The following is a 13,037-nucleotide window of genomic DNA, read 5'->3' as shown; positions in this document are numbered from 1 at the left end:
GCTAGTGTATCAATAATGAAGTAATGTAATCAAAAGGTATTTATTGATATGCGGTGCAAACTTATCAGGAATTGGACTGCCGGAGTTGCCTTGGCTTTGCTTTCAACCGTGGCTCCACAAGCGGCAAAAGCCTATCAGGTTGACTGCGCCATTCTGCTTTGCCTGGCTGGTGGGTGGCCCGCGTCAGCAGAATGTGCCCATGCCCGCGCCGTGTTTATCCGTCGGATCACGCCCTGGCCGATTGAGCCGCCGTTGCAAATCTGGCGCTGCCCGATGGGTGTTTCTGAGCGCGCGCCGTTGCAAAGTATTGATCCTAAAGTCTGGGAGGCCAGCAACCAAAATGGTCAAATGCTCGGCCACATCATTCTGGCACAGGTGGTCGAAGACGGTGCCGATATCGACATCAGTGGTCTGGAATTCGATTTTGTGCGCTCGATCCGTGTTTGGGATGTTCGGCACTACAGCCATCGCGAACGTGGCCGCGACGATGATTGTTCTGAGAGTTATAACATGCGCCTCGGGACCTACGGCACACAAGGCGAATTTGGCTGGCAACGCACGACACCAGCGGCCGCCCCGCAATGGGTTCTGCCGTCACGGCGCTGTTCGTCGTCAAGCTGGCGTCGCGGGGTCGGTGTCGAATGGGAAGATCACGCAGGCAACCGCGGATATGAGTGGGTGGCCTATTAGGGCTATTCCCCGATATCTTTCATGCGTTCCGCGATATCACCCGCAATGCGTTCATAGAGAGCGGCTTGCTTGTCTCTGGAGGAGCCTGGCTTCGGGTTTCTTCGGCGGATGCGTTTGGCGAGCCAGAAGAGCAGCCGCGCGGCGGGGTCTTCCAGTTTTTCCGGCACTGGGGCCGGATAGTTTTCTTCGAGTAGGGCAACGACCTCAGCATTCATACTGCGGTGGTTGGCCTCGGCTGCGAGGCGTATACGATCGCGCAGGCCGTCCGGCAGCCGCACGATGAACTTGTCCTGATTTTGAGCACCTTGTTCTGACATGGTGGCACTGTGCCATAAAATTCGATTGACGCAATAGTGGCTAAGTGCCACTAACAGGTTGTGGTTTCAACCTGGAGGCGTTTCATGAACAGTCGTAAACCAATGCAGCTTCGGCTTCCGCAAGAGCTCAAAGAGTGGATCAAGGCGGAGTCCGATCGCAACGGCAACTCCCAGAATTCTGAAGTGATCCGCGCCATTCGCGCGGCAAAGGACAGGCGCTCTACACCTGGAGCAATTGGAAATATCATTATGGATCAGGTCGATAATGCGCGTTGTTAACCCAGTGAGAGAGGTGTTGGTACTATGACCAAAGCAAGTGCACAGACGAAAGCGAAACAAGCGGCCTCGGCCTTTATCCGCGAGGCGCGGGAGGCAGGTTGGCAACGCGCGAAGTTCGAGATCAAACCCGATGGCAGCGTCATCGTTGACGCCAACATGGTGGCGGCCGAGGCAGTAGACGACTTCCTCAATAGTGATTTGAGAATGGGCGAATGACCCGCAAGAGCCTGCCAAAATACGTCTACAATGACGGAGGATACCTTCGGTTCATCCGGCGGTCGCGTGGTATCTCCGTCATGATGCACGAGGAAGCGGGCACGCCGGAATTTTGGGATCACTACAATCGACTGCTGAAGGGAAAGCCAGCGCCTGCGCCGGTGAGGCGCAATTTTGAAGCGCTGATTCTTAGCTACTACGAGAGTGACGCCTACAAGAAGCTGAAGCCCCGGACGAGATCCGACTATCGGCGGTACATCAGCCACATTCGTGAGATCTGGGCCGAGAAAGACCCGGCCAGGATCGAAACCCATCACATTTACGAACTGCACCGCGCCAATGCGGATCATTGGAGGCAAGCCAACTATCTCGTTCAGGTCATGGTCGTCTTGATGAACCACGCGCGATTGATTGGCTTTATCAAGAAAGAGCATGGCAACCCGGCGAAGGGCATCCCGCTCTTTAAGCAGCAGAGCGACGGCTGGGAGCCTTGGCCAGACGATGTTCGTGCCGAGTTCGAAGCGCTGGCTTCAAAGAGGGCGCGGCTGGTTTACGAGCTTTGCGTTGGTACAGGCCAACGCATTGGCGATGTCGTGAAGATGAAGTGGGAGCACTTTTCCGATGAAGGTTTCGATTTTACGCAGGGTAAAACCGACAAGCCGTTGTGGATCCCGCTTACCGACCGACTGAAAACCCATCTCGAAGGCATCGCGCGAACAGACGGCACTGTTGTGACCGACGCGAAGGGTCGACCAGTGAGCTACCGTATCGTTGCCGAGGAAATGCGTACCATCAAAAGGAAGATGAAGCACGAGAAGGCGAGCTACTACAAAACGCACGGGCTAAGGAAAAACGCGACGATCGAGCTGTATCTGGCAGGATGTGATGACGAGATGGTCAAGGCTGTCACAGGTCACTCAGGCGTTGAGATGCTGAAAAAGTACGGTGGGCCGATCCGGCAAAGAGAGCTCGCGAAGCGCGCTCAAGAGGCAAGAAACCAAATGGAACGAAGCAAGACCGAAACGTGAAAGTTTCAACGATTGTTTCAAAAATGGCAGTGAAGGAGAGTTAGGATGACGCAAGTCATTGATTTTATTGGAGGCGAGTACCGGAATCGAACCGGTGTACACGGATTTGCAATCCGCTGCGTCACCACTCCGCCAACTCGCCTTTTCAAGTAATATCAAATACTTGCCGTGGTGTGACAGGCGTTTTAGCAGCTTTAATCCGGGGCGTCCAGTGGGTTCGGTCTAAATTTGAGGAACTGAAAATTGGTTCACCCAATCGGATCACTCTAAAATCTTCACGACAGACGAAAGTTTCCACTTGCGGGCCGTTGCTGGTTTGCCCGGGATGTGGCACAAGCCAAGCAACCTTGGGAAATGAATGAGCGATCCAATGACAGATTTCGCAGCCCGCCGCCGCACCATGGTCGATACGCAGGTCCGGCCTTCGGACGTTACCAAGTTCCCGATCATTGATGCCATGCTGTCCGTCAAGCGCGAGAATTTTGTGCCAGACGCGCAACGCGAAGCCGCCTATGTCGAGAGTTTGATAGAACTTGAGGCTGGACGCTGCATTCTGGAACCGAGAACACTGGCCAAGATGCTGGATGTGCTGAACATTACCAATGATGAGGTTGTTCTGGATATTGCTCCGGCGCTGGGATATTCGACGGCTGTTGCAGCCCATATGGCGCAGTTGGTCGTAGCAGTGGAAGCGGATGAAGCGCTAGCTGCCGAAGCGCAAACGCTGCTGATGGAGGCTGACGCGGATAATGTGGTCGTTCACGTGGGGCCGCTGGATGAGGGCGCTGCCGAGCATGGGCCTTATGACGTGGTCATGATCCAAGGCGGCGTAGAAGAGGTTCCGTCTGCATTGATTGACCAGCTTAAGGATCATGGGCGTATCGCCTGCCTGTTCATGGAAGGTGATCTTGGGACAGTCCGTATAGGCCACAAATCAGGCGATCGCGTTACCTGGCGCCAGGCATTCAACGCCAGTGCACCTGTTCTGAAGGCTTTCTCGGCCGAGAGTGCATTTTCGCTATAGTCGGCGGGCAGATTTATCTGCTGCCTTGATTAGTTCAACACAAAGACGCAAACTGCCCTGAGGGCTGCGTTATTTTGATTTGAGAGGATTTCGCCATGCGTTTTGCAGCAGGAGGCAAGCTGGTCAGGACTCTGGCAGTGACTGCGGGTATTGCTCTGGGCACGTTGCCCGGTAAGGCGGTTTGGGCCGATAACCTGACCGATGCGTTCATCGGAGCTTATAATACCAGCGGTTTGCTGGAACAGAACCGGGCGCTGCTGCGGGCTGCGGACGAGGATGTGGCGATCGCGCTGTCGGCTTTGCGCCCTATTATCAACTGGACCGTCGCGGTTAGCCAAGACTATACGCGCAGCAGAAACAGTGGTGTTACGAACAGTGTTGATCCTTCGAACTTCTTCTCGGGCCTGACGCTGAGCCAGCTTTTATACGATGGCGGAGCCTCGATTCTGGGCAAGCAATCAGCGCAGGAAACGGTGCTGTCGACCCGGCAGGCGCTGATCGATATCGAACAGCAGGTCCTATTCCGCGCGGCGACCGCTTACCTGAGTGTTCTGCTGCAGGAAGAGACCGTATCGATTCGTCAAAACAACGTTGAACTGTCCGCAGAAGAGCTTCGCGCCTCGCAGGATCGTTTCGAAGTTGGGGAAGTTACCCGCACAGACGTCGCATTGTCTCAGGCTCAGCTTGCAAGCTCGCAGGCCGATCTGGCGAATGCGCGCGGCGATCTGAGCACTGCTCAGGCGGAATATGTGAACGCAGTTGGCAAACTGCCGGGCCGTACTGCTGGTCAGCCCAGCCTGCCAAACTTGCCCCGGTCCCAGAGCGAGGCCGTCAGCCTGGCCCAACGCAATCACCCATCCATTCTGTCCGCCCAGCATCAGGTGCGCGCCCTTGATCTGGTCGTGCAGCAGCAGCGCGCGGGCCTGGGTCCGAATGTCAGCCTGAACGCTGATGCGGGCGTCACCGAGAGCTATGATGACGACGATTATGTGAATGATGCGAGTATCTCGCTGAACTTCAGCCAGCCGATCTATGCGGGTGGTCGACTCGCGGCAAGCGTGCGCCGCGCAATGGCCTCGCGGGATGGGTCACGTGCCAATCTGCTGAATGTGCAAAAGAACATTACGCAGGGTGTGTCTGATGCCTATGTTCGGTTTCAAACTGCAAGCGCAAGCCTGAGGGCCTCTTCGGAACGTGTACGCGCCTCGGAAGTTGCGTTTGATGGTATCCGCGAAGAGGCAACTTTGGGTGCGCGGACCACTCTGGACGTGCTGGCTGCTCAGCAGGATTTGCTGGACGCGCAGCTTGCCGAAATTGCTTCCAGAACCGAGCGATCTCTGGCGGCTTATCAGTTGCTGCAGGCCCAAGGTTTGCTCACGGCCGAGCGTTTGGGTCTGGCGGTTCAGATTTACGATCCGACCCTTTACTATAATCTGGTGAAGAAAGCCCCCGCGCAGGTCAGCAAGCAGAGCAAAGATCTGGATCGGGTCCTGAAAGCACTGCGTCGGGACTAAACACCCAATACTGCCTGTTGTGAGGTCTGCATTGTTTGGCTACACTCGGACCTGAGGTTAGAGCGGTAGAAAACAATGACAGACAATGTCGTGAACTCCGGGATCGAAGACGTACTGTCATCGGTCAAGCGGCTGGTCAGCGAAGAAGGTCGAAAAGTTCCCGATCTGGTGCGTTCCAAGTCAGAGCGAAAGCCAGGGCGGCTTGTTCTGACTGATGCGCTCAGGGTTGGCGAGCAAACAGGTGTCGAGACGCAGCCTTTCAAGCTGGATGCTGAGTACAGCGCTGAAAAATCGGTGAAACCGATGCTTTTGCGCGCCTGCGATGTTGTTGCGGGTGATGAAGCGGAGTCGGCTACAGAGCATTCACCTGATCCAGTTGCGGAAGAGGGCATAGCCAAAAGTCTAAGTGCCAAAATTGAGGCGCTGGAAGCCGCGATCGCCAGGACCGAAGATCAGTGGGAGCCCGACGGTGACAGCGTAGATGCCTATTCAGGAACGCCAAATCAACCGTTGGAATGGCAACCCCAAGACGAAGCCCCAGATGCAGAGACTGAGACTGTTGAAAAGGCAGTGTTTGTACGGGACCCAGAGGTATCGGCTGCCGCGGATACAACAGGTTCAGAAGCAGATGCTGCCATGTCCCGGCTTGATGACGATGGCTTGCGCTCTTTGATTGCGCAGGTTGTTCGTGAAGAACTGCAGGGCGTACTGGGTGAACGCATTACGCGGAACGTTCGAAAAATGGTTCGCCGCGAGATCTACCGTGCGTTGGCCGAGCAAAAAGCCGAGTGAAAGTCAGCCTTTAATCGGCGTTTCAGCCAGTTCCAGCAAGCGATCCAGATCCATATGTCGTTCCAGATGGTCGGCCAGACGATCAAGCGTATCTTCGACACCGTCCTCATAGTGCAGGGTGGAAGAGACTCCTAAAAGCTGTAGGTAGTCGGCCCGAAATTGATCGGATGAGAATATACCGTGTAGGTAGCTTCCGCGTATCCGGCCAGTCCGATCAGTTGCGCCCTCCGGGCGGCCCTCGACCTCCAGCCAGGCGCGGGTGCAATCATTGCCTTCGGTGCGGCCCATATGGATCTCATATCCGGTTAGCGGTTGGTGCCCCGGCAGGGCGCGTGCAGTCCGCAGGGTCACCTTTTTCTCGCCGACCATAACGGTATCCACATCCAACAGCCCCAATCCATCGACTGTACCTGGCCGCCCGTCCACACCATCGGGATCAGCAATGGTGTTACCTAGCATTTGGTAGCCACCGCATAATCCCAACACGTGACCGCCACGTCGCACATGGGCATAAAGGTCGATATCCCAGCCCTGCGCACGAAAGTAAGCCAAATCGCCAATGGTTGATTTGCTTCCGGGAAGCAGGACCAAATCCGCATCGCCGGGCAGCGCGCGGCCAGCGGGCACGATCTCGACCGTGATGCCGGGTTCTGCCGATAGCGGATCAAGATCATCAAAATTGGCCATCCGTTCCAACTGAGGGACTGCAACCTTGCAGGAACCGCCACTGTGCGACCGGATATCCATCATATCTTCGGCTGGCAGCTTCCAGGCATCGTCGAACCAGGGCACAACACCGATACAGGCCCAGCCTGTTCGAGCGGCGATGTCATCCCGACCTTCGTCGAAAAGGGATACATCGCCCTTAAAGCGATTGATGGCAAAGCCTCGGATCATTGCCAGATCGCCAGCATCCAGCACGGCCTGAGTCCCGACGATCTGAGCAATTACCCCACCTCGGTGAATATCGCCGACAAGTACGACCGGCACACCCGCGGCGCAGGCGAAGCCCATATTGGCAATATCACCCTGACGCAGGTTGGTCTCGGCCGGGCTTCCGGCCCCTTCAACCAACACCAGATCAGCGTCGGTGCAGAGCCGGTCAAAACTCTGGCGCGCGGCTGTCATCAGCTTGGATTTATCCTTGCGGTAATCGCCAGCCTGCATCGTTCCGGCGCGTTTGCCCTGAATGATGATCTGCGCGCCTGTATCTGTTTCAGGCTTCAAAAGGACCGGGTTCATATCCGTATGTGTGGCGCGTCGTGCCGCCAACGCCTGTAGGGCTTGCGCGCGCCCGATCTCGCCACCATTTTCGGTTACTGCGGCGTTATTCGACATGTTCTGCGGTTTGAACGGCGCAACCCGCAGGCCTCGGCGCGTATAGGCGCGTGCCAATCCGGCCACCAGAACCGATTTTCCAACATTGCTGCCTGTGCCCTGAATCATGATGGCGCGAACCATGCCGAGTCTCCTGTAAGCTAACGCGCAGATGACCTGATTTAACGGTGAAGGGAAAGCCCCGGATGACGTGGCATTGTCATCATTTTTCAGTCATCGGGTGAGGGCGCAGTTTCGCACCGGAATTCATATTCGGGGTCTATGCAACAAAAAAACACGCCTCCATCAATAGGAGGCGCGTTTTTTCAAACAGACTCGTGTCTGTGATCAGGCGGCTTCGGCCTGTTGGGCGGCGTTGCGGCGCTCGCTTTCTTCGCGCGAAAGAGCGACCGAAGTACGCACACCGCGACCAACGAAATCCATCAATCCGCTGACAACCCGTTCATTTGGGTCGATACCCGCACAAGACAGCACTTCGCGCCCATCGCGCGAGCGTGCCCAGCGGGCGATCTGTTCTGGGCCATTGCCATACTTTTTGTCGTCGGCAATAGCATCATCCAGCGCAGCCAAAACGACAGCTGCGAAAAGTTTACGAGCACGGTTGCCTTGCTCATTGTTAAAGGCGGTGCCGTCAACGAAATCTCTCATCTCGTCTTCCTTGTTGTTCTTGCTCTTGCATTTTCGGCGTGACGGTTCTTATGACCTATTAAGTGCGATTCGGATACACCTAATGTGCATAGTTGCGTTGCGTCACGCGCATAGCTTGCTGCGGCTGCAGCACAAGGTGTCGTTGTCTTGTCAGGTGCGGCCACGCCAGATATAGGGTGCGCGACTGACGCATCAACCGTTTGTGAAGGATTTATGTAATGCCCAAGATAAATGGGAACGAAATTCGCCCCGGCAATGTGCTTGAGCATAACGATGGGCTATGGGCCGCTGTCAAAGTTGATCATGTAAAGCCCGGTAAAGGCGGGGCTTTTGCACAGGTCGAACTGCGCAATCTGCGCAATGGTTCCAAACTGAACGAACGTTTCCGCTCAGCTGACAAGGTCGAGCGTGTTCGCCTGGAACAGAAAGACCAGCAGTTTCTATACGAATCCGACGGCATGTTGGTGTTCATGGATTCCGAGACCTATGAGCAGATCGAACTGTCCGCTGATCTGTTGGGTGATCGCCGCCCGTTTCTGCAGGACGGCATGACTATCGTCGTAGAATTTTACGAAAGTGAGGCACTGAACGCCAAACTGCCACAGAAAGTGACGTGCAAGATCGTCGAGACCGAGCCTGTGGTCAAAGGTCAGACTGCTGCGAACTCGTTCAAACCGGCCGTCCTGGACAATGGTGTAAAAGTCATGGTGCCACCGTTTGTGGGCCAAGATGAAATGATCGTGGTGAATACTGAAACCATGGACTATTCGGAACGCGCCTAACTGCACTTCTGCTTCAAGACACCGAGAACCGCGACAGCCTGCGCTGCGCGGTTCTTTTGTTTTCACTCTTTGACGCGCCGGTATTTCTCGGGGTTCGGGCCAAATAGTTCGAGCATCAGTTCGAATTTGATCCGATTTGCGCTGACCTGGCGATAATAGGCGATCAGAAAGGCCGTGGGGCCTTGAATACGGCTGAGCCCACTGGTGGCGGCAACAACTGTGCCGACATCGGTTCTGCCCTGAAGGACAAGCCAGCCACCCAGCATCAGAACCCCAACCGTCCCGGCGCCGTTGATCACGCTTAGAAGGAATTTGGCCGAGAGCTTCCAGATGAACATCTTTCGGCGAGTTTCGTAGATTTTGTCGAATTCCGCTTCGATCTCGTGCGCGGCCGCGTCAATCTTTTCTGCTGTCAAACTGTCGGTGGCACGGCGCAGGATACGAACGCGTTCGGCGACAAAGACGTTCACTTTGCGTTGCGAAACCAGAACGATGATGATCTGCGGCGCGACCATTGAAAAAGCGATCAAACCCAGCCCCGGCTGTGTAGACGAGATATAGCCAATCACGCTGATCAGAGTGCCGATTTGGACCACGGGGTCGGAAAAGGCACCGCCTGCGAATTTACCCAGCTCTTCTGCTTCGGCAGAAATGGCGGTAGTCATGGTCCCCTTGCGCATGGTCTCGCCGGTTTCATCCAGATCGGCGGACCGGACCAGCAGCCTTTGCCGGATCAGGCGGATCATATCCTCGCCCAGTGTTCCCGCCCGATAGCCGAGCAGCCATTTCAGCCCCAGGCTCAGCAAGATAACCACCATCATGCCCGCACCAAGCAGGATCATCCGGTCCACAGATACATCGTCCGAGGTCAGGTGGTTGATGATATCGCGCTGAAACTCCAGCGGGACCGCTGCCAGAGCGGCAACCGCAATAGACAGGATGATAAGGATGATCTGCCGGGCGGAACTGGCACGCCAAATTGCTTTATACAGACGAAACATCAACTCACCCGGATCACTGAACCAAACCTAGTTTGGCAGCCTGTGCTGGGCGGATCAAATGGTTCCGGGGCTGGCGGGGCCATGGCCAGGCTGTATTCGAGAAATTTCATTCCGTCAGGCGCACGGTCGCGTCGCCCGCCTGCATATCGCTCTTGGCCCTGTCGAGCCTGAGATATGCGATCCCCTGGCCATCCGCTTGGGTAAACAGGCGCCCCACGGATTTCCCGTCAGCAGCTATTTCGGTTCCGACAGGCGTGGTGCCTGCGACAAGTACCGTGCGCAGCCCTTTACGCAGCTCGGTCTTGTGTTTCATGCGCGCGGTCACTTCCTGACCGACATAACACCCTTTTTTGAAATCAACGCCGTTCAGTAACTCGAACCCTGATTCCAGAATATAACTGTCTTCGGTCAGTTCGATTCCGGTTTCGGGAATGCAATGGAGCACGCGGATCGCGTTCCAATCGGTTCCGTCCTCGCTTTCCGCATCTTCGGTATATGCGCGCCAGCCCATATCTGAATGGCGCGGATCGGGCAGGGCCCCATCGGGTGCCAGGCCAGTGCCGCGTTGCAGATTCAGGCCGCTGGCTTCGATCGTTAGGTCGGCGCGCAGCTTGTACATGCTCAGACGTTTGATCAACCCGTCGGCAATAACCTCGGCGACGTCCAGCAAGATATCGTCACCCTCGCGTTTTAGAAAGAAATCGGCCAGATACTTGCCCTGCGGGGTCAGCAGCGCCGTATAGACCAGACCCCGATCAAGCCCGGCAATGTCATTGGTCACCAGCCCCTGCAAGAAGCTGTTAACGTCGGTGCCAGTTAGGCGCAGAATGCGGCGATTGGGCATGGCAGAGTCCTCGTCTTTTCCATGGTGCTCGTGATATATGAGAAGTCGCTCATAAGACCAGAGGATATCCGACGTGCCGGCACCGATCAGTATTGTAATTCCAACCCTGAACGCGGCCGAAACCTTGCCTGCTACACTTGGAGCGCTGATGGAGGGGCTGCGCGCAGGGTTGATCCACGAATTGATTGTGTCGGACGCAGGCTCTACCGACAAAACCCATGAAATCGCCGAGAATGCCGGGGCCAGGATCGTGACCGGAGAAGCCTCGCGCGGGGGGCAGCTGCGCCGTGGCTGTGCAGCCGCCAAAGCCGATTGGCTGTTGGTACTTCATGCGGATACGGTTTTGCAGGACGGGTGGAGCAATGTTGTGCGGGATCATCTGCCCTCGGGGCGACCTGCGGCGTTCAGACTGGCCTTTGTGGCCGCAGGCTTTGCGCCATCCTGGGTTGCCGGATGGGCCAATCTTCGTAGCCGGATCTTTGGGTTGCCCTATGGTGACCAGGGCTTGCTAGTCCGGCGTTCTGAATATCAAGATGCAGGCGGCTTCCCGGACCAGCCCTTGATGGAAGACGTGGCGCTTGCCAAAGAGTTGCGCCGCATCACGCTGTTGTCCGCCCGCGCTTTTACGAGCGCGGACCGGTATGAACGGGCAGGGTGGTTGCGTCGTGGTGGTCGGAATCTGTGGACTCTGATCCGCTATCTTCTGGGCGCTGATCCCGAGCGGTTGGCGCGGGCGTACCGGCAGTAAGCGTCGTTCTGAGTTCGACAATGGATTTGCCCAGCCGGAACGGGGCGGCGAAACTGACAAGGCACAGCGCAATGATCTGAAGCACCAGAATATGCCCGTTTTCCCGCAAATACTCCCATTCATCCTTAAGCTTGCCGACTTGAGTGACAAGGTCATCGTAACTTTGGGCCAAGATCAAATAGTCGCCTGCGATTGCGGGAATTTTCCTGCGCAGATTGTCGATAGCTTCCTGTGTCGGGTCATCCAGCGTTGTGAACACCAGAAACTGGTCGACGTCGAATGAATGCACCTTCGATGTCATCGCGCGCATGTCATCACGCTCTTCCTGGGCCTGCCGTCCAAACAGGAATTGTAGCCCCCTCAGAGGGGCGACTTCGTTTGTTACGGCAATAAACAAGGGCAGGTCAGCGTTGCTTGCGGTTGAGGCTGAAAGGAACTCAACTTTTTCGCACAGCGCTCCGATATCCTTGTCATAGGCTGGGTCGCAGAACCGCAATCGAAACCGCGCGGCGTCGCGGTCAAAGGCAAGTGTTGCGGCATAGGCAACGTCAATCTGCCGGTCCAGACGGGAACTGTCCGCTGTATAAAGCCCGGCCATCACCGCAACCAATGCGCCGACCCCGCCCAGAACCACCCAGACCAGATCAGCCAGTTTCCATGCGCGATGCCCGGCTGGTTTGCGAAACAGGAACGCTGTGCCAACTGTGCCGATCAGAAAAAACAGAATCAGCAGCGGCAGCTGGTTTTCGGTAATAAATGTCATGGAAACAAAGTGACCAACCGCCGGTCAAGTGGCAACACTCCTCACGGGCAGTTGTAGTTTTGGAACAATCCGAAGCTAAGAGCCCGAACTTTGACCGAATTTCCGAAACAGCTTGGTGCGATCAAAGGCCTGTTCCAGTTCGACCGTGCGATCTTTGACCGAATCCCAAAGCCGTTCCTGAACTTCGGCTATGGCGCATTCCATCAGGGTCAGTATCGCAGCCATCGAATCCCAGGCAGAAGGCACCGAGATGCGCGCCGCGAATGTGTGTTTGGCCAGCCGGTGGATTGGCGAGCGCCACTGATCGGTCAACAGCACGATTTCGGCCCCGCGCTCGTGGCAGAGCTGACCAATCAGCAGGCTCGCATTCTCATAGCGCCGGACATCCAGCGCGATCAGCACATCCCCTTGACGCACGTCCAACAGATCATGGGTCCAGGATGCGGCGACCGGCAACAGGCGGACATCCGGTCGGATCATTTGCAGGTGCAGATACAGGTATTGCGCCAGTGTTCCGGTAATTCGGCCACCGGTGATGAAAATACGCCGGTTCTGATCGCTCAGCAGGCTGCAGAAGCTATCGAATTCGTCGGGGTCGATCTCGTCGATTGTGCGCTTCTGGTTGGCCAGAGAACGCTGGGAATAGCGGTTGAGGATATGTTCTTCGGGCAAGTCATTCTGCCAGACATCACGTTTGGCTACTGGCCCCGAGATCATTTCTTTGACCTCACCACGCAGCGCGGCCTGAAATTGAGGATATCCGTCAAAACCGGTCTTTTGCAGCATCCGTGCAACCGTAGTGGTCGAGACTGAGGCGGTACTGGCCAATTCGGTAATACTACCCAGCCCGGCCATCGGGTAATCATCCAGCAGAACGCTGACCAGTTGCCGTTCAGACGGGGTCATCTTGTCCCGATGGGCCAGAAGCCTGTCTGTCACCCGCACTGGCGTGTCCTCCTATTATGCGACCAGACCATAATGTGAATAATTTTTCAGCAAGATCAAGCTTGGAAAAATTTATACAGAAAAAATATTGACAGGATGATGCGGTCT

15 protein-coding genes and 1 tRNA gene are annotated in these 13,037 nt (G+C 56.0%); 9 read left to right on the top strand and 7 right to left on the bottom strand.

Going from position 1 to position 13,037, the window contains the following annotated elements; translation table 11 throughout:
- Positions 1-48 precede the first annotated feature (48 nt).
- A complete protein-coding gene (locus AC2FLB_RS03400) occupies positions 49-690 on the top strand; it encodes a hypothetical protein (protein WP_014880565.1) in 642 nt (213 codons plus the stop codon).
- Between the two features lie 2 nt (positions 691-692).
- On the opposite strand, the gene AC2FLB_RS03395 is transcribed toward AC2FLB_RS03400, so the two are convergent.
- A complete protein-coding gene (locus tag AC2FLB_RS03395; RefSeq protein ID WP_014880564.1) occupies positions 693-1,007 on the bottom strand; it encodes an Arc family DNA-binding protein in 315 nt (104 codons plus the stop codon).
- Positions 1,008-1,091: 84 nt separating this feature from the next.
- On the opposite strand from AC2FLB_RS03395, the gene AC2FLB_RS03390 reads away from it, so the two are divergent.
- Genes AC2FLB_RS03390 through AC2FLB_RS03380 form a run of 3 tightly spaced genes read left to right on the top strand, consistent with a single transcriptional unit; the run spans position 1,092 to position 2,530 of the window.
- Positions 1,092-1,286, top strand: coding sequence for an Arc family DNA-binding protein (locus tag AC2FLB_RS03390; RefSeq protein ID WP_014880563.1), 195 nt, complete (start codon positions 1,092-1,094; stop codon positions 1,284-1,286).
- 24 nt (positions 1,287-1,310) lie between these two features.
- On the top strand, positions 1,311-1,502 hold the full coding sequence (locus AC2FLB_RS03385) for a hypothetical protein (RefSeq protein ID WP_014880562.1): 192 nt from the start codon (positions 1,311-1,313) through the stop codon (positions 1,500-1,502).
- On the top strand, positions 1,499-2,530 hold the full coding sequence (locus AC2FLB_RS03380; protein WP_496708614.1) for a site-specific integrase: 1,032 nt from the start codon (positions 1,499-1,501) through the stop codon (positions 2,528-2,530). Before AC2FLB_RS03385 ends, AC2FLB_RS03380 begins: the two co-directional genes overlap by 4 nt.
- Before the next feature lie 68 nt (positions 2,531-2,598).
- Here the strand turns inward: AC2FLB_RS03380 and AC2FLB_RS03375 are convergent.
- Positions 2,599-2,672: transfer RNA gene (locus AC2FLB_RS03375), tRNA-Cys, on the bottom strand.
- 228 nt (positions 2,673-2,900) lie between these two features.
- On the opposite strand from AC2FLB_RS03375, the gene AC2FLB_RS03370 reads away from it, so the two are divergent.
- The 3 genes from AC2FLB_RS03370 to AC2FLB_RS03360 all read left to right on the top strand — a co-directional run bounded on the left by AC2FLB_RS03370 (position 2,901) and on the right by AC2FLB_RS03360 (position 5,860).
- On the top strand, positions 2,901-3,554 hold the full coding sequence (locus AC2FLB_RS03370) for a protein-L-isoaspartate O-methyltransferase family protein (RefSeq protein ID WP_496695971.1): 654 nt from the start codon (positions 2,901-2,903) through the stop codon (positions 3,552-3,554).
- A 95-nt stretch (positions 3,555-3,649) separates the two neighbouring features.
- A complete protein-coding gene (locus tag AC2FLB_RS03365; protein WP_496692410.1) occupies positions 3,650-5,068 on the top strand; it encodes a TolC family outer membrane protein in 1,419 nt (472 codons plus the stop codon).
- Between the two features lie 75 nt (positions 5,069-5,143).
- Positions 5,144-5,860: a hypothetical protein gene (locus AC2FLB_RS03360; RefSeq protein WP_271947944.1), complete on the top strand. Its 717-nt coding sequence runs from the start codon at positions 5,144-5,146 to the stop codon at positions 5,858-5,860.
- Positions 5,861-5,863: 3 nt separating this feature from the next.
- Here AC2FLB_RS03360 and AC2FLB_RS03355 read toward each other — a convergent pair whose 3' ends face one another.
- The gene (locus AC2FLB_RS03355; protein WP_496708613.1) at positions 5,864-7,321 is read right to left on the bottom strand and encodes a cobyric acid synthase; all 1,458 of its coding nucleotides are present in this window, start codon (positions 7,319-7,321) and stop codon (positions 5,864-5,866) included.
- A gap of 204 nt (positions 7,322-7,525) precedes the next feature.
- Entirely contained in the window at positions 7,526-7,846 is a 321-nt protein-coding gene (locus tag AC2FLB_RS03350; RefSeq protein ID WP_108785849.1) for a DUF6280 family protein, read from the bottom strand.
- Between the two features lie 218 nt (positions 7,847-8,064).
- Between AC2FLB_RS03350 and efp the strand changes: the two genes are divergently transcribed.
- Positions 8,065-8,628, top strand: a complete 564-nt coding sequence (gene efp / locus AC2FLB_RS03345) for an elongation factor P (RefSeq protein WP_142632922.1) — start codon at positions 8,065-8,067, stop codon at positions 8,626-8,628.
- 62 nt (positions 8,629-8,690) lie between these two features.
- Here the strand turns inward: efp and AC2FLB_RS03340 are convergent, their stop codons facing one another.
- Together AC2FLB_RS03340 and ygfZ are read right to left on the bottom strand one after the other, a co-directional pair.
- On the bottom strand, positions 8,691-9,629 hold the full coding sequence (locus AC2FLB_RS03340) for an ABC transporter transmembrane domain-containing protein (RefSeq protein WP_142632924.1): 939 nt from the start codon (positions 9,627-9,629) through the stop codon (positions 8,691-8,693).
- Between the two features lie 106 nt (positions 9,630-9,735).
- A complete protein-coding gene (ygfZ, locus tag AC2FLB_RS03335; protein ID WP_496708612.1) occupies positions 9,736-10,473 on the bottom strand; it encodes a CAF17-like 4Fe-4S cluster assembly/insertion protein YgfZ in 738 nt (245 codons plus the stop codon).
- A 73-nt stretch (positions 10,474-10,546) separates the two neighbouring features.
- Between ygfZ and AC2FLB_RS03330 the strand changes: the two genes are divergently transcribed.
- Positions 10,547-11,221: a TIGR04283 family arsenosugar biosynthesis glycosyltransferase gene (locus AC2FLB_RS03330; protein ID WP_496708611.1), complete on the top strand. Its 675-nt coding sequence runs from the start codon at positions 10,547-10,549 to the stop codon at positions 11,219-11,221.
- Positions 11,222-12,059: 838 nt separating this feature from the next.
- Here the strand turns inward: AC2FLB_RS03330 and AC2FLB_RS03325 are convergent.
- Positions 12,060-12,929 (bottom strand): MurR/RpiR family transcriptional regulator, encoded by an 870-nt coding sequence (locus AC2FLB_RS03325; RefSeq protein ID WP_142632930.1) that lies wholly within the window; start codon positions 12,927-12,929, stop codon positions 12,060-12,062.
- Positions 12,930-13,037: the final 108 nt, after the last annotated feature.

The organism is Ruegeria sp. CDSA236 (genome assembly GCF_059611285.1).
This window is presented reverse-complemented; position numbering and strand designations above follow the sequence as displayed.

Bases quoted from the DNA above. Each gene is read 5' to 3' on its own strand.
- AC2FLB_RS03390 (WP_014880563.1), top strand. From the start codon at position 1,092: ATGAACAGTCGTAAACCAATGCAGCTTCGGCTTCCGCAAGAGCTCAAA.
- ygfZ (WP_496708612.1), bottom strand. From the start codon at position 10,473: ATGCCCAATCGCCGCATTCTGCGCCTAACTGGCACCGACGTTAACAGC.
- AC2FLB_RS03340 (WP_142632924.1), bottom strand. From the start codon at position 9,629: ATGTTTCGTCTGTATAAAGCAATTTGGCGTGCCAGTTCCGCCCGGCAG.
- AC2FLB_RS03385 (WP_014880562.1), top strand. From the start codon at position 1,311: ATGACCAAAGCAAGTGCACAGACGAAAGCGAAACAAGCGGCCTCGGCC.
- AC2FLB_RS03355 (WP_496708613.1), bottom strand. From the start codon at position 7,321: ATGGTTCGCGCCATCATGATTCAGGGCACAGGCAGCAATGTTGGAAAA.
- AC2FLB_RS03380 (WP_496708614.1), top strand. From the start codon at position 1,499: ATGACCCGCAAGAGCCTGCCAAAATACGTCTACAATGACGGAGGATAC.
- AC2FLB_RS03350 (WP_108785849.1), bottom strand. From the start codon at position 7,846: ATGAGAGATTTCGTTGACGGCACCGCCTTTAACAATGAGCAAGGCAAC.
- AC2FLB_RS03360 (WP_271947944.1), top strand. From the start codon at position 5,144: ATGACAGACAATGTCGTGAACTCCGGGATCGAAGACGTACTGTCATCG.
- AC2FLB_RS03365 (WP_496692410.1), top strand. From the start codon at position 3,650: ATGCGTTTTGCAGCAGGAGGCAAGCTGGTCAGGACTCTGGCAGTGACT.
- AC2FLB_RS03400 (WP_014880565.1), top strand. From the start codon at position 49: ATGCGGTGCAAACTTATCAGGAATTGGACTGCCGGAGTTGCCTTGGCT.
- AC2FLB_RS03370 (WP_496695971.1), top strand. From the start codon at position 2,901: ATGACAGATTTCGCAGCCCGCCGCCGCACCATGGTCGATACGCAGGTC.
- efp (WP_142632922.1), top strand. From the start codon at position 8,065: ATGCCCAAGATAAATGGGAACGAAATTCGCCCCGGCAATGTGCTTGAG.
- AC2FLB_RS03395 (WP_014880564.1), bottom strand. From the start codon at position 1,007: ATGTCAGAACAAGGTGCTCAAAATCAGGACAAGTTCATCGTGCGGCTG.